Here is a 20,169-nt window from a genome sequence, read left to right on the forward strand (position 1 = left end):
GCTAAGGTGACGTGCATGACTACCACCATCGCCTTCCTGGGGCCAGCCGGAACCTTTACGGAAGCGGCCGTGCATAAGTTTGCCGCGCACCTGCCGCAGGCAGAGACCATGCCGGTTAGCTCGCCTTCGGAGGCCGTGGCCGCCGTGCGCGCCGGGCACGCCGAGTACGCCTGCGTAGCCATTGAAAATTCCGTCGATGGCGCTGTGACCACCACCTTTGATGCGCTGGTTGAAGCCGAACCCGTGCAGATTTACCGCGAGGTGGATATCCCCGTGGCCTTTAGCATCATGACCCGGCAAGGCGCGGGCGACATTGCGCGGCTGAGCACCCACCCGGTGGCATTCCAGCAAATCCGCGGCTGGGTGAAGGACAATTTGCCGGAGGTAGAGTTCGTGCCGGCCAGTTCCAATGCCGCCGCGGCCGAGGCTGTAGCCCGTGGGGAAGCGGATGCGGCCGCAGCGCCGGCGCGGGCCGCCGAGATCTTTGGGCTGGAGACCATCGCCCAGGACGTGGCAGATGTTGAGGGCGCCGCAACGCGCTTCGTCCTGGTGGGACGTCCGGGAAAACCCACGGCAAGAACTGGCCAGGACCGCACCAGCGTCATCTTCACCTTGCCAAATGAACCGGGCAGCCTGGTGGGGGCGTTGCAGGACTTTGCGCACCGTGGGGTGCACCTGTCCCGGATTGAGTCGCGGCCGACGCGGGAGGCCTTTGGTACGTACCGCTTCTACGTGGACCTCATCGGGCACATTGACGATCAACCGGTGGCAGAGGCGCTGCGGGCCTTGTGGTTGCGGGCAGAGGACTTGCTTTTCCTCGGCTCCTGGCCGGCGGCAACGCCCGCGGGAAAGCCACCGCGCGATCTGGCAGCGGCGGATGATTGGGTAGCGCGGGCACGCAGGGGCCAATAATCTAGAAGCATGCCCGGAAGAATTATCCTGCTGCGCCACGGCCAGACCTATTCCAATATTTCCCGCTTCCTCGATACCCGTCCGCCCGGGGCAGAACTTACCGAGCGCGGGCGCGACCAAGCCACGGAGGTAGGCCAGGAGCTAGCGCAGTTGGTGGGCGAGCGCGAAGTGGAATTTAAATGCTCCATTGCGCTGCGCGCTCAGCAGACCGCGATGCTGGCGGCACGCGCCTTTGAGCAGGAGCGCGGCATGCCGGAATTTTCCCAGCGCGTTGACGTAGTTGCCGGCGTGCACGAAATTTTCGCCGGTGACTGGGAGATGGACGGTAGCGAGGATGCCCATAGGTCGCACATGGTGGCCATGCGTGGCTGGTGCGATGGCGAGCGCGGCGCCGGGATGGAAGGCGGCGAGACCTTGGATGATGTGCTGGCGCGCTACCAGCCGGTGCTGGAGGGCATTGCGGAGCAGCTTGCCGACGACCAGGATGTCATCCTTGTCAGCCACGGCGCCGCCATCCGCGTGGTCACCAAACATGCCACGGGCGTTGACTCCGACTTTGCCTATACCGGCTACCTGGCCAATTGCCGCTTTATGGTGATGGAACCGCGCGGCAAGGACTTTGGTGAGTGGACGTTAACCCGGTGGGCGGATACGGAGCTCTAGCCCCAGCCCAAGCGGTGCAGTTCCTCTTCCTCGAGGCCAAAGTAATGGCCGAGTTCGTGGAATACGGTGACCTTGACCTGCTCTGCTAATTCTTCCTCGCTGCCGGACCAGCGCTGCAGCGTGTTGCGGTAAATGAAGATCGCATCGGGCAGGAAACCGGTGTGATCGAAGGTGCGGTGAGGCAGTGCCACACCCTCGTAGAGTCCTAGCAACATAGGGTTATCGGGATTTTCATCTTCGACCAAGATGACGAGGTTGCGCATGCGGCGCACGAATTCCTCGGGGACTTGATCGAGCGCCTCGTTGACCATCTCATCGAAGCGCTCTTCCGATACCTCCACCATTAGGGCGCTGGGGCCGGTGCGGGGGCGGCGGACTCGGGTGCCGGATTATTGTCCTTGCTCTCACGCAGTGGATTGCGCTCAGGGCGTTCCTCCGGCGGTTGGCCGTCGATAGTCAGCGCCTGGCGGCCACCGGTAGCGGAACCGGTGATGGCAGAGAAACCGCCGCCTTCGCGGGCGTGCACAAGGGAGCAATTGACGGACTTGGTGCCGCCGTTCCACGAGGCCTCGGTGATAGAGCCCCAGAATGGTTGCAGCGTGGACTGGTAGAGCTGTTCCTCGCCGCCAAGGTAGTCCTCGGTGGCGGCGGTACACGTATCGGATAGGAACTTGTCCATATCCTTGCCGTCCGGGTAACCGTCAGGGAACTGCTTGCCCACATCGATGACGGAAACGGTCTCCATTTGGTGGGGCTTGGCGCAGTCGACGACGTGCGGAACCTGCTTGTCATCGATGGCCAAGCATTCGCCCGGCTTGGCGAGGTTAGCCTGCTCGGAGGCCTCGACGTTGCCGCCAGTAAGCTGCGGTACGCCGTGATCATCGGTGGTTTGCAGGCCGCACAGCAAGGTGCGGTCGCCGCGATCCCAGGCGGACTGCGGCGGCAGAATGGACGCTACGTCGTACTTGCCATTCGGATCCCACTTACCGTGCAGATAGCCCACAGTGGCGGATTCGCACAGCTCATCGCGCAATTGGTGTTGGCGAGTAAGCGCTGGGCGGTTGGCATCAGGGCCGAATTCGCTGGTGGGGTAGACGCTGAGGTCTTCGGTCTTGGAAACCTCGAAGCGGTGCTGATCGGAGCACGGTACTTCCTTGAACCCGGTGGCGGAGCCATCCTGGGCGATGTCCCACGTCAAGCAAGCGCCGGCGGCCGCAGCGGTGAAGGGCTCCGGTTTAGGAGCGGCGGTTTCTGAAGTATCCCCGCTATTGTGCTGCTGGGCAGCGGTAGTGTCTTCGCCGCCCGATTTGTGGGAGCTGATAACGCCATAGATGCCCATGAAAACGGCCGCCGCGATTGCCGCAATCAAGACAATCTGGACGGCCACAGCGGAACGCCACGCAGGTGATTTCTTCATAAGGCCTTTAATCTTACCTTTTAAGCAGGGTGCTGGCTAGATACTGTTCTCCCTAGCCACCCGGGTAGTCAGCCGGTAGCGGTCGGTGCGGTAGACCGAGGAACACCACTCCACCGGCCTATCGCCCGAGCGGGAGTAGCGCACGATGTGTAGCAGTGGGGTGCCCACGGGGACGTCGAGAAGCGGGGCAGTGTCCGCATCGGCGGAAATCGCCGAGACCGTTTGATCCGCATCGGTAATGGGGACGTTAAAGACGGAGTCGAGGATGGCGTAGACCGAATTGTAGGTGTCATTTTCTAGCAGGCTGGGCGCATACGTGGAGTTATACCAGCCGTCATCAATGGAGTAGGGCTCGCCATCGCCCAAGCGCAGGCGGCGCAGGTGAATATGTTCGGTTTGGGCAGGAGTATCAAAAAAGAGGGCGGCATCCTCCGGGGCGCTGCTGCGTCCGCTGGTAAGGATTTTGGAGGAGGCGGTGACGTCTTGTGCGCCCATCTCGTCCGAGAATGAGGCCAGGTGGAGCCGGGAGACAAGGGGATTGGGCGCTACGAAGGTGCCCTTTCCGCGGACGCGGCGCAATTTTCCGGCCGCGACAAGATCCCCGATGGCGCGGCGGACCGTGATCCGTGACACGCCATAGGTTTCTTCAAGAAGCCTCTCGCCGGGCAGGATATCGCCGGGTTTGAGGGTCGTGCGGCACAATTCTTCGAGGATATCGTGCAATTGGGTGTGTTTTGGAACGGGACCGTCCGTAATTGTGCGGGCGGGGAGCTGAACGGCGGACATAAAGCCATCATAATTCGCTGGTTATTACCACCGCAAGGTGTTGCCAATACGCTAAACTTACATTCGTGATTGATCTCAAGCTACTCCGCGAAAACCCCGACGTTGTCCGTGCTTCCCAGGTGAACCGAGGTGAGGATCCCTCCCTCGTAGACCAGCTTTTGGAAGCTGATGAGCAGCGCCGCGCTGCTATCCAAAAGGCCGACGAACTGCGCTCCGAGCAGAAGGCTTTTGGCAAGAAGATCGGCCAAGCCTCCCCGGAGGAGCGTCCGGCACTGCTGGAGGGCTCTAATGAGCTGAAGGCCAAGGTCAAGGAGGCGGAAGAGGCACAGTCTGCCGCTGAAGCCAAGGTGGAAGAGCTGCAGTACAAGCTCGATAACGTGGTCGAAGGTGCCCCGGCCGGCGGTGAAGATGACTTCGTAGTGGTCGAAGAAGTCGGCCAGATTCCTGAGTTCGACTTCGAGCCAAAGGATCACCTTGAGTTGGGTGAGTCCCTCGGCCTTATCGACGTCAAGCGTGGCGCCAAGGTAGGCGGCGCTCGTTTCTACTACCTCACTGGCGATGGCGCCTTCCTGCAGCTGGGAATGCTGATGCTCGCGGCGCAGAAGGCGCGCGAAGCTGGCTTCAAGCTGATGATCCCTCCAGTTCTGGTTCGCCCAGACATTATGTCCGGCACCGGTTTCTTGGGCCAGCACTCCGATGAGATTTACTACCTGCCGGCCGACGATATGTACCTGGTCGGTACCTCTGAGGTGGCCCTTGCTGGTTACCACAAGGATGAGATCATCGACCTCTCCAATGGCCCGCTGCAGTATGCCGGCTGGTCCTCCTGCTTCCGCCGTGAGGCTGGCTCCCACGGTAAGGACACTCGCGGCATCCTGCGCGTCCACCAATTCGACAAGCTGGAGATGTTTGTCTACTGCAAGCCGGAGGACGCGGAAGAAATGCACCAGCGCCTTCTGTCCATGGAAAAGGACATGCTTGCAGCCATGGAACTGCCTTACCGCACCATCGACATTGCCGGTGGCGACCTCGGTTCTTCGGCGGCCCGCAAGTTCGACAATGAGGCTTGGGTTCCTACCCAAGGCACCTACCGTGAGCTGACCTCCACCTCGAACTGCACCACCTTCCAGGCTCGCCGCCTGTCCACCCGCTACCGCGACGAGAACGGCAAGACCCAGACCGCAGCTACCCTGAACGGCACGCTGGCGACTACCCGCTGGCTCGTTGCCATTTTGGAAAACCACCAGCAGGCCGACGGCTCCGTCGTTGTCCCTGAGGCCCTGCGCCCGTTCGTGGGCAAGGATGTCCTGACCCCGCAGTAAGTCCGCCGTCGTCCTGGAGAGTTATGAACGCTGCGACGAATTTCCTGTACCGCCAGATCACCCACATTGGCAGGGGGGTGACTCTGGCACAGGGATTAAAAATGCGCCTTTCGGGGGAAGAAAATATCCCCGATAAGGGCGGCGCGGTGTTGGTCTGCAACCACACCGGCTACATGGATTTCCTCTTCGGCGCCTTTTTGGCCTATCGCAAGAAGCGTCTGGTGCGCTTCTTGGCTAAGGCTGGAATCTTCAAAGCACCGGTGGCGGGTCCGTTGTTGAAGGCCATGCATCACGTGCCAGTTGACCGTATAGATGGCAGCGCCTCCTTCCGCCAAGCGGTACAGCTGGCCAAGGACGGCGAACTCGTGGGCGTGTTTTCTGAAGGCACAATTTCCCGCAGCTTTGAAATCCGCAGCATGAAAAGTGGCGCCTCCCGCATTGCCTATGAGGCGGGGGTGCCGGTAGTCCCACAGGTCATTTTTGGTTCGCAGCGCCTGTGGACCAAGGGACACAAAAAGAACCTGGGACGGACCAAGACCCCTGTCTTTATTACCGCCCTCGAACCGTACTATCCCACCGGCGATGCGGAGGCTGATACCGCGGAGATTCGACGCCGCATGCAAGAGGCATTGGAAGGGCTATGGGAACAGTACGAAGCCGAATTTGGACCCATGCCTGCCGGTGAATACTGGGTGCCCGCCCGTAAAGGTGGAGGGGCTCCTACCCTTGAAGAGGCAGAAGCTCGAGATGCTGAAGTAGAAACCGAGCGCCACCGCGTACGCCGGTTGCGCGACGATCTAGTGGGCCTCAAAGAACGCGTCTCGGTTACTACGGTTGACTTGGTGCGCAACCACATGGCCGCCGCCAAGGGAGCGGACGGGGAGGAGCCAAAGAATAAGGCGCCGACCGCCCCGGAGACCCTGGAGTGGATCAAGAACAACCTCAACGCCGTGGTAGAAGAGGCAACCCGCGGCTTGGATGAAGGTCGCGATAAGGTCGCGGATATCATGGCGCAGCTGAAGTCGGATGTGGCGCAAACCCAAGCGTCCATCACGGCCAGCAGTAAGGAGATATGGGCTGGTTCCGTAGCGGAGCAGGGCCTGTTGGCAGCAGCCACCCAATCCCGGCTTATCGTCTCGCGCTTGCCGCACCGCATGAAGGCGCAATTTTCTTCCATCCCCCGCGTGGTAGTGGCGCAGAGCAGCGCGCTGAATTGGGAAGATGGCGCGCTAACTCCGCGATTGCACAAGGCTTTGGCAGATATCTACCCGGCGGCCGAAGTCCTGATCGTGATATCACCCGCCGGTGAAGTGGAAGTTCCGCAAGCCGTGTGGAGCGTTGTCGTTGATGAGGACGCTGTGCAGCCGCGACTCGATACCGATGCACTGTCCGTCACTGCCGCGACTGCGGTACAAGGCGTGGAGCGCATCCTCGAGGATCTGAAAGCTAAGCCGGAGGAGGCCCTGGTTTTTGCTAACGAGCCAGGAGATGAGGATTTCCTAGACCGGTTGCCGGTGGTGGCGTTGGAAACTGCCCCTATTGAGGTGGTCAAAGGCGCTCAGGCGGTCACTTATTCTGCCGAGAAAGCCGGAATGTCCGAAGTGCTTGAAGCAATGGCGCGGTTAGCGCAGAAATAGCGAAGGATTTTCGTCCGCTTTGCACCCCCGCGAGGGGGTGGTTTTTCTTTTTGAATGTCTAAGTATTTTAAGAAAACTGACTGCTTACGAGCCTGAAACTTACGTGTGAGTAACCACATGTGTAACTCGCGTCCGTGACTCCTAACATAGATTTCAGGAGATAAAGTCTCTGCAGCCGCGGTGTGATACTTTCCACCGAAACCACAATTCACTGCTTTTGGCTGTGCTTTTGCCATCTCATTCATGGATTTATGGCGCAGGCACATGCAAGCACCAAGGAAGGAGATGCGGTCAGTAATGACCCAGCAAAGCAACCAATCCTTTAACCCCGAATACTTTGAAAATCTATGGAATGGGTACGCGGATGAGGACTACGACGTAGTCATCATCGGTGGCGGTTCCGTAGGCGCTGGTGCGGCAGCGGACGCCGCTACCCGCGGCCTCAAGACCGCCGTCATTGAGGCGCGCGACTTCGCCGCAGGTACCTCTTCTCGCTCCTCCAAGATGTTCCACGGTGGCCTGCGCTACCTGGCCATGTTTGACTTCCGCCTGGTGGCGGAGTCCCTCAAGGAGCGCGAGCTGAACATGTCCACCCTGGCACCCCACCTGGTGAAGCCGCTGAAGTTTATCTTCCCGCTGACCCACCACGTATGGGAGCGCGTGATGATGTTCGGTGGCTTTACTCTTTATGACCTCATGGGTGGCTCGAAGAGCGTGCCAATGCAAAAGCACCTCACCCGCAAGGGCGTGCTGAAGGTGACCCCGGGTCTGAAGGACGATGCCATTGTGGGCGGCGTGCGCTACTACGACACCTTGGTTGATGACGCCCGCCACACCATGACCGTGCTGCGTACCGCCGCCGAGTACGGTGCCGACGTGCGTACCAATACCGAGGTCATTGGCTTTGACAAGGACCGCGGCGGCCGCATCGTAGGCGCCAAGGTGCGCGATACCGCCACCGGCCGCGAGACCACCGTGCGCGGCAAGGTCTTTATCAACGCCACCGGTGTGTGGAATGACAAGATTCAAGAGATGGCCGGCGTGGAGGGCAAGTTCACCGTTCACGCCTCCAAGGGCGTGCACATCGTCGTGCCGAAGGATGCGCTCGATGCAGACGCAGCCCTGTGCTTCGTCACCGAAAAGTCCGTCCTCTTCGTTATCCCGTGGGGCGAGTACTGGATTATCGGTACCACCGATACCGATTGGGAAAAGGGCCTATCTTTGCCAGATCCGGCACCAACCAAGTCCGATATCGACTACATCTTGGACCAGGTTAACCAGCGCGTTCGCCGCAAGATCACTCGCGATGACATCGTGGGCGTCTACTCCGGCCTGCGCCCGCTGCTGTCCGGCAAGTCCGATTCCACCACCAACCTTTCCCGCAACCACGCGGTTGCGCGCGTGGCCCCAGGTATGGTCTCTGTCGCCGGCGGTAAGTACACCACGTACCGCGTCATCGGTAAGGATGCCGTGGACCTGGCAGTGGAGGAGCTGGATACCAAGGTCCCAGAGTCCATCACCGAGCAAACCCCGATCCTGGGCGCCGCCGGCTATCACGCCTTGGCCAACCAGGTCCCATCCTTGGCTCGTCGCTATAACCTGAGCGAGAAGTTCATTGAGCACCTGCTCGGCCGCTATGGCTCCCTGCTGGGTGAGGTTTTGGCACCGGCAGCAGAGGATGCCTCCCTGCTCGAGCCAGTTCCGGGTGCCGAGTCCTACCTGTGGGCCGAGGTCCGCTACGCCGTTACCCACGAGGGTGCATTGCACTTGGAAGACATCTTGTCCCGCCGCCTGCGCATCGCCATCGAGTACGGCGACCGCGGTGTGAATGCCGCCCCGGCCGTTGCTGATTTTGTAGCACCGCTGCTGGGCTGGAGCGACGCCGACAAGGAGCGCGAGGTATCCCAATTCAAGGCCCACACGCAGGCCGAACTTGAAGCAGAAGCTGCGGTAACTGACCGTGAGGCCAATGACATTTTGGTGCGCGCAGGATCCGCCCGACCCACCCAAAACGAGGTATAAGTTATGACCGGATTTGATGCATTCCTGTGGGAGTTTATCGGCACTGCGTTGCTGCTCCTTCTAGGCAACGGCGTATGTGCGCTGGTAAACCTGCGCACCTCTGGCGCACGCGGCTCCGATTGGATCGTTATCGCCCTGGGGTGGGGCATGGCGGTCTTCGTCGGCGCGAGCGTGGCCGATCCCACGGGCGGGCACCTTAACCCCGCCGTCACCGTAATGTTGGCCGTCAATGGCTCGCTCGAGTGGTCCCTGGTTCCGTACTACTTACTGGGCCAGATCCTGGGCGCTATCCTCGGTGCCATCCTGGCGTGGGCTGCCTTCAAGCAGCTTTTCGACGCCAATAATTACGACGACGCCGGAAACGTCACCGGCGCCAATAAGGACACCAACGGTATCTTCTTTACCAAGCCGGCACATCCTAAGAACGGCTGGAATGCGGTGACGGAGTTCATCGCCACCTGCGTGCTGTTGATGTTCATCGCCTTCGGTCCCACCGGCGGCGAGCTTGGCCCAATGAGCTACTTCGCTGTTGCTTTCGTTGTGGTGGCGGTCGGCCTGTCCCTTGGTACCCCTACGGGTTATGCCATCAATCCGGTCCGTGACCTGGGCCCGCGAATTGCTTATGCATTCATCTTGCCCATCCAGGACAAAGGCAGCGCGAACTGGGGCTATGCTTGGGTCCCCATCGTGGCCCCGTTGGTCGCGGCCGTAGCCGTTGGCCTGTTGTCCGTTGCGCTCTAATTCCATCTTCGTATAGGAGACTAGACACATGACTAACAAGAAATACGTCGCTGCTATCGACCAGGGAACCACGTCGACGCGCTGCATCATCTTTGACCACAACGGCGAGCAGGCTGCCGTTGGCCAGCTCGAGCACGAGCAGATCTTCCCCGAAAAAGGCTGGGTAGAACATGACCCAGAAGAAATCTGGAGCAATACCCGTCGCGCCGTCGGTGAGGCTCTTGCCAATGGCGATATCACCGTCGAAGACATTGACTCGGTAGGTATCACCAACCAGCGTGAGACCACCGTGGTGTGGGATAAGCACACCGGCAAGCCGGTCTACAACGCCATTGTCTGGCAAGATACCCGAACCACCGCTATCTGTAAGGAACTCTCGGGTGAGGAAGGGCCAGAAAAGTGGCGCCGCCGCACCGGTCTGATTATCAACTCCTACCCGGCGGGACCGAAGGTGAAGTGGATCCTCGATAACGTCGAAGGTGCCCGCGAGCGTGCCGAGGCAGGCGATCTGCTCTTCGGCACCATTGATAGCTGGCTGCTGTGGAACCTCACTGGCGGCGCGGAGGGCGATGCCGGCCGCGAAGCGCTGCACGCCACCGACGTCACCAATGCCTCCCGCACTTTGCTTATGGACATCGAAAAGCTGGAGTGGGATGAGGAATTGTGTAAGGAAATGGGCATCCCGATGTCCATGCTGCCGGAGATTCGCCCGTCCCTGGGTGATTTCCGTACCGTGCGTGAGCGCGGCTCGCTTTCCGGCGTGCCTATCCGCGCCATCCTAGGTGACCAGCAGTCCGCGATGTTCGGCCAGGGTTGCTTCCGCGCAGGTTCCGCAAAGAATACCTACGGAACCGGCCTGTTCCTCCTGCTGAATACGGGTACCACCCCGAAGTTCTCCGAGAACGGCCTGCTGACCACCGTCTGCTTCCAGCGCGAGGGCGAGCGCCCCGTGTACGCGCTTGAGGGATCTGTATCCATGGGCGGTTCCCTGGTGCAGTGGCTGCGCGATAACCTGCAGATCATTCCCAACGCTGCGTCCATCGAAAACCTGGCGCGCGAGGTTAAGGACAACGGCGGCGTTTATATCGTGCCGGCCTTCTCCGGACTCTTCGCTCCGTACTGGCGCCCGGATGCCCGCGGCGTCATCGTGGGCCTGACCCGCTTTGCTAACCGCAAGCACTTGGCTCGCGCCGTGCTCGAATCCACCGCGTATCAGACGCGCGATGTCGCCGACGCCATGGTGGCGGACTCCGGCGTGGAGATTACCGAGCTGCGCGTGGATGGTGGCATGACCATGAATGAACTGTTGATGCAGTTCCAGTCCGATATCCTCGGCGTGGAAGTACACCGCCCGAAGAATATCGAGACCACCGCCACCGGTGCTGCCTTCGCGGCAGGCCTGGACCACGGCTTCTGGGATGACCTCAGCGTCTTGGGCAGCCAGACCGGAGACATGAAGGTATTCAAGCCGAAGCGCGAAAAGGAAGAGGTAGAAGGGCTCTACCGCGACTGGAAGCGCGCTATTAAGCGCTCCCTGGAATGGGAGGATAACGAGGACGAGGACCTGAACATCTAAGTCCTGACGTAAACTCGCGGGTATGGAGAATTTCCCAGCCCGCGCGCCTCGCCTCATCGCGAGCGATATTGACGGCACCCTGCTGGACCGCAACCATCGCGTCCCGCGTCGCAATCGTGACGCCGTGGCGCGGGCAGTCCAACAGGGTGCCTATTTTGCGCTTTCTACCGGTCGTCCGTTCCGCTGGATTGCCCCGGTGCTGGAGCAGCTGCCCGTGCGGCCGGTATGCGTGACTTCGAACGGCGCTGTGTTGTATGACTCCGCGGAGGATCGCGTGATGTCCGCCCACGAGCTTTCGCCCGCCGCGTTGGCGGAAGTGGTGGACGTGGCCCAGACCGTACTGGGCACCGTGGGCTTTGGCGCGGAGCGGGCTGGAGGCTCGCTTGCCGACGCCGTCGAGGACCTCTTCGTAGTCGAGCGCCACTACTCCGAAAACGCCCTGTTTGAGGGCTTCGGCGTGGTCAGCATGGGTGAGCTAGTGGGGCAGCCGGCGGTGAAGTTCCTCATCCGCAACACGGACTACTCCGCCCCAGAGCTCTATGAGCTCATTGCGCCGCACATCGATCCGGAGCTCGCGCACCTGACCTATTCCATGCAGGAAGGAATCTTGGAGGTTGCCGCGCCCGATGTGACTAAGCGCCGCGGGGTGGAATGGCTGGCGCAGCACACCGGCGTCGCCCAGCAGGAGACTATTGCCTTTGGGGATATGCCCAACGATATAGAGATGCTGACGTGGGCCGGCTGTGGCGTGGCCATGGAAAACGCCCACCCGGAGGTAAAGGCGGCCGCGGATGCGGTCACCGTGGCTAACCACCAGGCGGGCGTCGCTAAGGTGCTAGAGCGCTGGTTCTAGTCGGTGAAGATGTCTACCTTTTCCGTTTCGGTGTTGTAGACAATCTCGCCACCCTGGAACTTCACGCGGATTTCCTTGCCATTCTTTTCCTCGTTGGAGGTCGGCAGGCCGAGCTTGGAGGCATTATCGCCCTCGGACCACTTCTTGGCAATCTCGCCCGTCAGCGCCTTGGTGCCGGACTCCTTGGAGGAGAGCACCACGCCATTTTGGAAGAGCTGGTAGAGGATCTTGCCGCCGTCGGTAGTATCCGGGCCGCCGACTGCCAAGCCTAGGACTGGGCCGAAAGCGTTGAGGACGGAGGTCCACGATTCCTTCAGGCCTTCGTTGCTGGAGACCTGGACAACCTTATTGACAATCTCCGGGATATCGCCGGTGGTCAGGTTGCCCGCCACCTTCTGATCGGTATCAGGCTTCTGCAGGCGCTCATTGGCGATGAGCACGCCGAAGACGGCGGCAGCGATGCCGGCAAGGGCGGAGATAGTGGAGACCGGTACCTCGACCTCGCCAAGCGAGGACATGATTTCTCCGCCCACCTGTTGCGGGGTCTTGGGGGTATTTGGCTGTGGAGACTCTTGCCAGTTCAGGTCCGTGCTGTTCTTGCCGGACTTGATGGCATCCGCCTTGCGCTTGGTATTCTTTCGAATCTCGTCCCAGTGGCGCATGGTGTACTGACCTGGGCAGGCGGTGTTGTGGAAATCATTGTGGCCTGCGAAGGCCGGCACGGTGGCCGTGGTTCCGGCAGGGAACTTGGAGCCGTAGAAGCCGCCGGAGTACAAGCTGGCCGTGCCCATCGGGTCGATGCCGGAGGTAGCAGCCTTCCAGCCTGCAATCTCGGCGACGGAGTTGAGCATCTCACGAGACGGCTCCGCTGTCTCGTAGTTGCCAATCATGGAAATGCCCCAGTTATTGGAGTTGAAGCCGCCCACGTGGGCGCCTTGTACGGCCTTGTCCAAGCCGCCGTAGCGGCCTTCGTAGATGGTGCCGAACTTATCCACCAGCACGTTGTATCCGATATCGCACCAGCCCAGGTTCTGCGCATGATACTCGTAGGCGCCGCGTACCTGTGCCGCTGCCTGTGCGCGGGTGTAGTTATTGGTACCCGCGGTGTGGTGCAGGGTCATGGCCTTGATGCCATCGTCGTAGGTTGGCTGCTGGCAGCGCTTAGATTCGTCTGCGCCCCAGCCGGCGCGGGTGACCACCTTGGGCATGCCCGCGGTTTCTGCGGTGGGCTCGATGGCTTCGCCTTCCTGGGCGTTGCCGTCGATAAACACGGCGTCGAGATCCGCAACCTGGGTGCGCTCATCGGCCACGGGGGAGATATCGCCGACGTTGTACGCAAGCGGCGCGGGGCGGTTGGCATCAGCGCCCTTGGCGGCCTTGTCCAGGAGGGAGTCTTCCTTCTTGTCGAGGTTGGAACCGGTCACGAGGTCAACGTTGGCCATAGAGACCTGCACATCGTTGGTATCGCCCACGAAGATGAGCTCGGTGCCGTTCTTGCCCTCGGTGTAGTTCATTGCGTCCATGGGCAGCCATTCGCTCCAGGAACCGTCCTGCTGCTTGGAACGGACGAAGGAGTTGATATCTCGCTTGCCCTCCCAGGTGACGGCGAACATGTTGAAGGTTTCGTCGCGGTGGAACTGCTTGACCGCGCGGCGGCTTTCGCCGTCGCCCTGTGCGGCTACGGCTGGGTCATCGACGACGATGGATTCGCCGTCACTGAAGCTAGAGGAGGAATTTTTGACCTCAATGGGACCACCGTTGCCGGAGTCTTGAGTCTTGAGAACTTGCTGTCCGCCGAATGCGGCCGTAACGGCGAGCGCGATGGAGGTGACCGCCGCGATGACGGGGGTGGACCACTTTGACCTGGTGGGTACTAGTCGACGTCGTTGTTGCACTGTTATCTCCCTGGGGTTGTGCAGCTGTAAAAACGGTTGCCAAAAGTTAAGAGTTGATAGTGATGGTACGTTTGTGACTTCTGTGAAATCTGTTGCGACACGCCGATGCGCCGTGTCAGCTGCCGTAGTGCAATAAAGTGGAGGCCATGACTTCTTATGACCTCATCGTTGTTGGCTCTGGATTTTTTGGTCTAACGGTTGCCGAGCGCGCCGCTAGCCAGCTGGATAAGAAGGTGCTCATTGTGGAGCGCCGCAATCACCTCGGCGGCAATGCCTATTCCGAGGCCGAACCCACCACCGGAATCGAGGTGCACAAGTACGGTGCGCACCTCTTCCATACCTCTAATAAGCGCGTGTGGGACTACTGCAATAAGTTCACCGATTTCACCGACTACCAGCACCGCGTGTTTGCCATGCACGATGGCACCGCCTACCAATTCCCAATGGGCCTGGGTCTTATCAACCAGTTCTTTGGCCGCTACTACTCACCGGATGAGGCCCGCCAGCTCATTAAGGACCAGGCCGGCGAATTCTCCCCGGAAGAGGCACAAAACCTGGAGGAAAAGGCCATCTCGCTCATCGGTCGCCCACTGTATGAGGCCTTCATTCGCGATTACACCGCAAAGCAGTGGCAGACCGATCCGAAGGAGCTGCCGGCCGCGAATATCACCCGCCTGCCGGTGCGCTATACCTTCAATAACCGCTACTTCAACGACACCTATGAGGGCCTGCCTGTAGACGGCTACGCCGCCTGGCTAGAGAATATGGCCGACCACGACAATATTGAGGTCCGCCTGGATACCGATTGGTTCGAGGTACGCGAAGAGTTGCGTGCTGAGTCCCCAGATGCGCCTGTGGTCTACACCGGCCCACTGGATCGCTACTTTGATTTTGCCGAGGGCGAGCTGGGCTGGCGCACCCTCGACTTTGACTTGGAGGTGCTCGACACCGGCGACTTCCAGGGCACCCCGGTGATGAACTACAACGATGCGGACGTGGACTACACCCGCATCCATGAGTTCCGCCACTTCCACCCGGAGCGCAAGGATAAGTACCCGAAGGATAAGACGGTCATCATGAAGGAGTATTCGCGCTTTGCCGATAAGGGCGATGAGCCGTACTACCCAATCAATACCCCAGAGGATCGCACCAAGCTCGAGGCCTACCGTAAGCTCGCTGCCCAGGAGTCGAAGGAGAACAGGGTTCTCTTCGGTGGCCGCTTGGGTACCTACCAGTACCTGGATATGCACATGGCTATCGGTTCCGCGCTGTCCATGTTTGATAATAAGCTCGTACCATTTTGGAACGAGGGCAAGGCTATCGAACAGGAGCGTGGCCACTAAGCCGAACTTCGTCAACAGAACACTTAACACTCAATACACCACCCAACACACCACACTATGGAGTGTTGGGTGGTGTGTTGTATGTGGTGTTGTGTAGTGTTGCGCAGACCGGGAACATTATTATTGACCTGGGAAAATGTCTTGTACTGTGAGAATTTCGGACGAGGAACACGTGCGAACACTACACAACACACCACAGTGTGTGTAGTGTTGTGTGTAGTGTTTGAGGGTGTTCAGGAGCGTTGAGCGCTGATAGAGGGTGAGTGATTGTGGTCTGGGACGATGACCAGGCGGAGATCGCCGAGATCATTGGAAGCCTGCGAACTCAGGACACCGATACGCGCGCCGTCGAGGTCAAGGCAGCTGCGGGAGGTTTTCCCAAGAAGCTCGTTCGCTCTATCTCTGCCTTTGCTAACGGGACCGGTGGAATCATCATCTTGGGGCTGGATGAAGACAACGGGTTCGTTACGGTACCAGGCTTTGATGCTACTGCCATGGCGGATGCCCTGGCTGGCGCATGTGCAGACCTCGTGACCCCGTCGGTTCGCGCTCAGATCGACATTGTTGACTGGGAGGGCGCGAGCATTGTCGTTGGCACCATTCCCGAATGTGCTCCTTTTGAGAAGCCTTGCTGGGTCGTTTCTCAGTCGAAGTATCACGGCAGCTATATCCGGGTCCATGATGGGGACCGCGTACTAAAGCCATACGAGATCGACCGACTGGAGGAAAACAAGACCCAGCCGGAATGGGATCTGGAGCCGGTTCCGGCTGCTGACATCGACGATCTGGATCCTGACATTGTGGCCGAGATCTTGGCCCGCGAGCGCTCCATCCATGAACGCATTTTTGGACGGTTGAGCGATGAAGAGGCGATGTTAGCGCTCCACCTGATTACCCGGAACGACAACGGAAAACTAGTGCCAACTCTGGGCGGGCTCATGGCAGCGGGCACTTACCCGCAACAGTTTTTCCCGCGGCTCAACGTGACCTTTGCAGCATATCCCGGCACCGATAAAGCGGCCGGGTTGGGCAAGCAGCGCTTCCTCGACAACGAAAGTCTGGTGGGGCCCATTCCGGTGCTGGTCGCGGATGCCGTGCGGGCAGTCCGACGCAATATGCGCGTCGGAGGCGTAATCGCGGGAGTCTTCCGTAAGGACTTGCCGGACTATCCTCCGGAGGCCGTGCGTGAGGCAGTCGCTAATGCGCTTATGCACCGTGACTATTCGCCGCAGGCGCGGGGCACGCAGGTACAAGTGAACCTGTATGTCGACCGGCTGGAGATCCTCAACCCCGGTGGTCTTTATGGAACGGTCACCGTTGATCGATTGGGCACTGCGGGTATGTCTAGCGCGCGCAATCAGCATTTGTCTGCGCTGCTGGAGGTGACTCCTGCCGGTGACGGAGATGGGTACGTTGCGGAAAATCGTGGTACCGGATATATCGAGATTCTCGACCAACTGGAACAGCAGCTGCTGCCGCCGCCGGTACCACGGGATTCATTGACCGAATTTGAACTCACCTTTGCGCGGCGAAATCCGACTACCCCGGAGCGCACCGCGGCGTCGGGCGGCGGAACCCGTGGGCGCGTGCTCGACTATCTTCGCGAACACAGGACAGCGTCCAGCCGCGAATTGGCAGGGGCTGCAGGGCTGTCCCTCAACGGAGTGCGCAGGATCATCAACGAACTTGTTGAGGAAGGCGTCATCGTGCGCACTGAGCCGCTGAAGAGCCCGAAGCAGCGCTATCGGCTGCAGGGCTAACCACGGTGTTCAACGTCACCTTGTTCGCGCGCCGCCGCTGAATACCTTGGCGCGAATTTCTCCATCTGTTCAAGCACGAGCTTGATGGCCTCCGGCGCCTTGTCCGGTGGATATTTGTAGTCGCGTAGCAACCTGCGGACCGAGCGGCGTAGTTTCGCGCGTACGTCATCGCGTACTGTCCAGTCGGTCTTTGCATCGCGACGCAGCATGGAAACGAGCTGGCGTGCGATTTCAGCAAGAACTTCGTCGTCCATGAGCTCGGTTGCGGATTCGTTTGTCGACACTGCGTCGAAGAAGGTGAGCTCGTCATTGCCTAGTGGCGGGGTGAATTGTTCACCGCGCTTGCTTTCCTTGACAATCTCCTTGGACAGGCGGATGAGTTCGGCGATGATTTCAGCGGCCGTGAGCTGCTGATTGGTGTACCGATTCATCAGCTCGGTGATCCGCTCGGAGAACTGCTTAGAGCGCAGCTCGTTGTTTCCTGTGGCGGTGCGGGCTTCCTGCTGGAGCTGGCGGCGCAACGCATCGATGAGCAACGAGACCTCAGAGGGGGATTGTTTGTCCTTGAACAGGTCGACGGTGAGATCCTGCAAGTTCGGAATCTCAATCCCGGCCTGGCGGTAGATGTCGATGACACCGGTGGCCTCAGCCGAATCAACGACCAGCTTGCCTAGGGCGTTGCGGATGGAGTCGCTAATGGGCTCGCCATTGGCCACGCGGTCGCCCGCATCGAGCTTGATGAGCCAGTTCTTGACCTCGGAATAGAACTGCACGCTCGGACGGAATTCATCGGCGGCAGGGCTGTTGGACGCAAGCGCCCATGCACGCGCGAGCCTTCCAGCCTGACGCTTGAACTCATCAGCGACCGGACGCGCGTTTGGCTTCTCGGGGTCGTAGTTGCCTTCGGTTCTTGGATTGCGAAGGAAACCAGTGACGTCGAGCAAAGCGCGGCGAAGGTTGGCGTCATCGATGAAAGCGGTGTTCTTCCATTCGATTCCCACAATGTCGTCGAGACGAGCCAGGAATCCCTTCGCCAGATTGAGCGCTTCTTCGACGTCCTGTCCCGTGACCTTCGTGCCGTCGTCGGAGGGGTTGAGTGTGAACTCAGCCAGCGCCTTCTCCAGGTTTTCGACCAGCGGAGCATAGGCGACAAGGAGGCCATCCTGCTTGTCTCGGAACGTGCGGTTGACGCGGGCGAGGGTCTGCATGAGTAGCGCGCTCTTGAGCGAGCGGTCAATGTAGAGCGTGTGCAGGGGCGGCGCATCGAAACCGGTGAGCATCATGGACTGAACGATGGCGATTTCCAGCTCGTCGTCGACGTCCTTGATGCGGTTCTTCACGGCCTTGAGCGCGCTCGGGCGGCGCATATGGACCTTGAGCTCATCCGGATCGGACGGCGCGGCAGAGTAGATGACCTTGATTTTTCCCTTGTCATCGGCATCCGAGTGCCACTCAGGGCGCAGCGCCACGATCTTGGAGTAGAGGCGTGCTGCGATGGAACGCGTGGCGGTCACGATCATGGCTTTGCCCGGTGCACCGATGAACTCCCGCATGTTCTCGCGGCGGTCTTCCCAGTGGCGAACAAAGTCCTCAGCGAGCGCATCCAAGCGGTCGTCGGAACCGTAAATGATTTCCAACGCGGCGACGGAGCGCTGAATCCGGTCGCGCTCGACTTCGTCGAGACCCGTGAGCACTTCCTCAGCGGTGTCATCAATCTCGTCATCGGTAATCCCAGCAATGCGCTTGAGTGGGATGAGGCGCGGTTCGAAATACACGGGAACGACGGCACCGTCCTCGACGGCGCGGTTCATGTCGTAGATGTCGACGTCATCACCGAAGACCTTGCGCGTATCGCGGTCCCATTCCTTGAGCGGGGTACCGGTAAACGCCAACATGGTGGCATTCGGTAGTGCATTACGCAGGTGCTGCGCGTAACCGTCAGCCGCGGTGTCGCCAAAGCCATAGTGCGAGCGGTGAGCCTCATCAACGATGACCACAATGTTGCTGCGGTCAGAGAGCAACGGGTGCTCCTTTTCGCGGAGCTCGCCCTTTCCATTCAAGCCAAACTTCTGGAGCGTGGAGAAGTAGATGCCGCCGGAGGTCTTCTGTGACAGCAGCTCACGCAACTCAGCACGCGACTCGATATTGCGCGGTGCCTCCGGCAGGATGGTGGACCGGTTGAAGGTCTCAAAGAGCTGCTCATCCAGTTCCGTGCGGTCATTGAGCACGATGACGGTCGGGCTGAGCATCTCCGACCGGCGCATGATCTTGGCGGTGTAGAGCTCCATCTCCATGGACTTGCCAGCGCCGGTTGTGTGCCAGATGACGCCAGCGCGCTTGTCGCCGCGCGCCGCCGTGATCGTGGAACCCACAGCCTTGGTCACCGCGAAGTACTGGTGCGGCTTCGCGATGCGCATGACCAGGCCCTCGGCCGTGTCATCGAACGCCGTGAAGTCGCTGTAGAGCTGTCCAAAACGCTCCACATTAAACAGACCATCAAGCAACAGGTCCAGCTGCGTGACCGGCTCGCCGGCCACAACCATGTTGTTGGGGTCTACCGGGCTGCCGTCCTCATCCACATTCCACGGCGCAAAGTGGTTCCACGGAGTAAACGGCGTGCCGTACTTCGCGCTGATGTCGTCCGAAGGAATCACAATATTGGCAAAGCGGAAGGCCATGCCGAATTCCTTGACGTAGGTCTGCAGCTGGTTGTGGGCGCCCTCGACGGAGGTATTCGCGCCCGTCTTCTTCAGCTCAATAAACGCCAGCGGCATGCCGTTGACGTAGCAGACCACATCGAAGCGACGTTCGCCGTCCAGGTTCGCAACGGTGACCTGGTTGAGCGACAAATAGTCGTTCATGTGCGGATGCGAGGACAGGAAGCAGATGGTTGGGTTCTGAACGTTGCCCTCGTGGTCGATGTACTCGATACCGCGGTAGCCTTCCACCAGAATCTGGTGAATGCGCCGGTTCTCCGAAATCGCGGACTGCGACTTCGGCGTGATGACCTCACCAATCGCCTGGTCGAGGTACTCCTCCGGCACGCCCGGGTTGAGGTTGCGCACGGCATTGCGCAGACGCCCGCGCAGCACGATGTCATTCCAGGTGTCGCGCTCGCCAGAACCCGGCGCAAAGTCCGGGCCGTGGCCGGCCTGCCATTCCAGTTCCGCCAGGTGGTCCTGAACAATGAGTTCGAGGGATTCTTCGCTCAGCATGAGCTTCTCCTTAGGGGTTGTAAGGGT

At 60.1% G+C, this 20,169-nt stretch carries 15 protein-coding genes; 10 read left to right on the plus strand and 5 right to left on the minus strand.

Annotated features, from left to right (window positions below):
* Positions 1–15: 15 nt before the first annotated feature.
* Positions 16–912 (plus strand): prephenate dehydratase, encoded by an 897-nt coding sequence (gene pheA, locus MHY24_RS03760; RefSeq protein WP_239228398.1) that lies wholly within the window; start codon positions 16–18, stop codon positions 910–912.
* Positions 913–921: 9 nt separating this feature from the next.
* Positions 922–1,575 (plus strand): histidine phosphatase family protein, encoded by a 654-nt coding sequence (locus tag MHY24_RS03765; RefSeq protein ID WP_239228399.1) that lies wholly within the window; start codon positions 922–924, stop codon positions 1,573–1,575.
* Here MHY24_RS03765 and MHY24_RS03770 read toward each other — a convergent pair.
* The 3 genes from MHY24_RS03770 to MHY24_RS03780 are packed head-to-tail and all read right to left on the minus strand — an operon-like array spanning position 1,572 to position 3,778.
* Positions 1,572–1,919 carry a metallopeptidase family protein gene (locus MHY24_RS03770; protein ID WP_049377520.1) on the minus strand — a complete coding sequence of 116 codons (348 nt, stop codon included), beginning with the start codon at positions 1,917–1,919 and terminating at the stop codon, positions 1,572–1,574. The genes MHY24_RS03765 and MHY24_RS03770 overlap by 4 nt on opposite strands.
* Complete coding sequence (locus MHY24_RS03775; RefSeq protein ID WP_239228400.1) at positions 1,919–2,992, minus strand: septum formation family protein; 1,074 nt, start codon at positions 2,990–2,992, stop codon at positions 1,919–1,921. Before MHY24_RS03775 ends, MHY24_RS03770 begins: the two co-directional genes overlap by 1 nt.
* 36 nt (positions 2,993–3,028) lie before the next feature.
* Positions 3,029–3,778 carry a GntR family transcriptional regulator gene (locus MHY24_RS03780; RefSeq protein WP_005325388.1) on the minus strand — a complete coding sequence of 250 codons (750 nt, stop codon included), beginning with the start codon at positions 3,776–3,778 and terminating at the stop codon, positions 3,029–3,031.
* 65 nt (positions 3,779–3,843) lie between these two features.
* On the opposite strand from MHY24_RS03780, the gene serS reads away from it, so the two are divergent.
* The 6 genes from serS to MHY24_RS03810 all read left to right on the plus strand — a co-directional run bounded on the left by serS (position 3,844) and on the right by MHY24_RS03810 (position 11,929).
* Positions 3,844–5,100, plus strand: a complete 1,257-nt coding sequence (gene serS, locus MHY24_RS03785; RefSeq protein WP_150850412.1) for a serine--tRNA ligase — start codon at positions 3,844–3,846, stop codon at positions 5,098–5,100.
* A gap of 101 nt (positions 5,101–5,201) precedes the next feature.
* Positions 5,202–6,737 (plus strand): 1-acyl-sn-glycerol-3-phosphate acyltransferase, encoded by a 1,536-nt coding sequence (locus MHY24_RS03790; protein WP_239228401.1) that lies wholly within the window; start codon positions 5,202–5,204, stop codon positions 6,735–6,737.
* A 297-nt stretch (positions 6,738–7,034) separates the two neighbouring features.
* Entirely contained in the window at positions 7,035–8,759 is a 1,725-nt protein-coding gene (locus tag MHY24_RS03795) for a glycerol-3-phosphate dehydrogenase/oxidase (RefSeq protein ID WP_239228402.1), read from the plus strand.
* Positions 8,760–8,762: 3 nt separating this feature from the next.
* Entirely contained in the window at positions 8,763–9,500 is a 738-nt protein-coding gene (locus MHY24_RS03800) for an MIP/aquaporin family protein (RefSeq protein WP_239228403.1), read from the plus strand.
* Positions 9,501–9,528: 28 nt separating this feature from the next.
* On the plus strand, positions 9,529–11,076 hold the full coding sequence (gene glpK, locus MHY24_RS03805; RefSeq protein WP_239228404.1) for a glycerol kinase GlpK: 1,548 nt from the start codon (positions 9,529–9,531) through the stop codon (positions 11,074–11,076).
* A gap of 22 nt (positions 11,077–11,098) precedes the next feature.
* Positions 11,099–11,929: an HAD family hydrolase gene (locus MHY24_RS03810; protein WP_239228405.1), complete on the plus strand. Its 831-nt coding sequence runs from the start codon at positions 11,099–11,101 to the stop codon at positions 11,927–11,929.
* Here the strand turns inward: MHY24_RS03810 and MHY24_RS03815 are convergent.
* Positions 11,926–13,824, minus strand: coding sequence for an N-acetylmuramoyl-L-alanine amidase (locus MHY24_RS03815; RefSeq protein WP_239228406.1), 1,899 nt, complete (start codon positions 13,822–13,824; stop codon positions 11,926–11,928). The genes MHY24_RS03810 and MHY24_RS03815 overlap by 4 nt on opposite strands.
* A gap of 146 nt (positions 13,825–13,970) precedes the next feature.
* Between MHY24_RS03815 and glf the strand changes: the two genes are divergently transcribed.
* On the plus strand, positions 13,971–15,167 hold the full coding sequence (gene glf / locus MHY24_RS03820) for a UDP-galactopyranose mutase (RefSeq protein ID WP_200288536.1): 1,197 nt from the start codon (positions 13,971–13,973) through the stop codon (positions 15,165–15,167).
* Between the two features lie 263 nt (positions 15,168–15,430).
* Complete coding sequence (locus tag MHY24_RS03825) at positions 15,431–16,927, plus strand: ATP-binding protein (protein ID WP_239228407.1); 1,497 nt, start codon at positions 15,431–15,433, stop codon at positions 16,925–16,927.
* Here the strand turns inward: MHY24_RS03825 and MHY24_RS03830 are convergent.
* Positions 16,924–20,142 carry a type I restriction endonuclease subunit R gene (locus MHY24_RS03830; protein ID WP_239228408.1) on the minus strand — a complete coding sequence of 1,073 codons (3,219 nt, stop codon included), beginning with the start codon at positions 20,140–20,142 and terminating at the stop codon, positions 16,924–16,926. The genes MHY24_RS03825 and MHY24_RS03830 overlap by 4 nt on opposite strands.
* Between the last annotated feature and the right edge of the window lie 27 nt (positions 20,143–20,169).

Origin of the sequence: Corynebacterium sp. ACRPQ, from assembly GCF_022347225.1 — a bacterium.
Taxonomy (GTDB): Bacteria; Actinomycetota; Actinomycetes; order Mycobacteriales; family Mycobacteriaceae; genus Corynebacterium; species Corynebacterium tuberculostearicum_D.

Excerpts from the sequence above, each read along its gene's own strand:
- MHY24_RS03790 (WP_239228401.1), top strand. The coding sequence starts at position 5,202 with ATGCGCCTTTCGGGGGAAGAAAATATCCCCGATAAGGGCGGCGCGGTG.
- MHY24_RS03775 (WP_239228400.1), bottom strand. The coding sequence starts at position 2,992 with ATGAAGAAATCACCTGCGTGGCGTTCCGCTGTGGCCGTCCAGATTGTC.
- MHY24_RS03800 (WP_239228403.1), top strand. The coding sequence starts at position 8,763 with ATGACCGGATTTGATGCATTCCTGTGGGAGTTTATCGGCACTGCGTTG.
- MHY24_RS03830 (WP_239228408.1), bottom strand. The coding sequence starts at position 20,142 with ATGCTGAGCGAAGAATCCCTCGAACTCATTGTTCAGGACCACCTGGCG.
- glf (WP_200288536.1), top strand. The coding sequence starts at position 13,971 with ATGACTTCTTATGACCTCATCGTTGTTGGCTCTGGATTTTTTGGTCTA.
- MHY24_RS03765 (WP_239228399.1), top strand. The coding sequence starts at position 922 with ATGCCCGGAAGAATTATCCTGCTGCGCCACGGCCAGACCTATTCCAAT.
- MHY24_RS03770 (WP_049377520.1), bottom strand. The coding sequence starts at position 1,919 with ATGGTGGAGGTATCGGAAGAGCGCTTCGATGAGATGGTCAACGAGGCG.
- glpK (WP_239228404.1), top strand. The coding sequence starts at position 9,529 with ATGACTAACAAGAAATACGTCGCTGCTATCGACCAGGGAACCACGTCG.
- MHY24_RS03810 (WP_239228405.1), top strand. The coding sequence starts at position 11,099 with ATGGAGAATTTCCCAGCCCGCGCGCCTCGCCTCATCGCGAGCGATATT.
- pheA (WP_239228398.1), top strand. The coding sequence starts at position 16 with ATGACTACCACCATCGCCTTCCTGGGGCCAGCCGGAACCTTTACGGAA.
- MHY24_RS03780 (WP_005325388.1), bottom strand. The coding sequence starts at position 3,778 with ATGTCCGCCGTTCAGCTCCCCGCCCGCACAATTACGGACGGTCCCGTT.
- MHY24_RS03795 (WP_239228402.1), top strand. The coding sequence starts at position 7,035 with ATGACCCAGCAAAGCAACCAATCCTTTAACCCCGAATACTTTGAAAAT.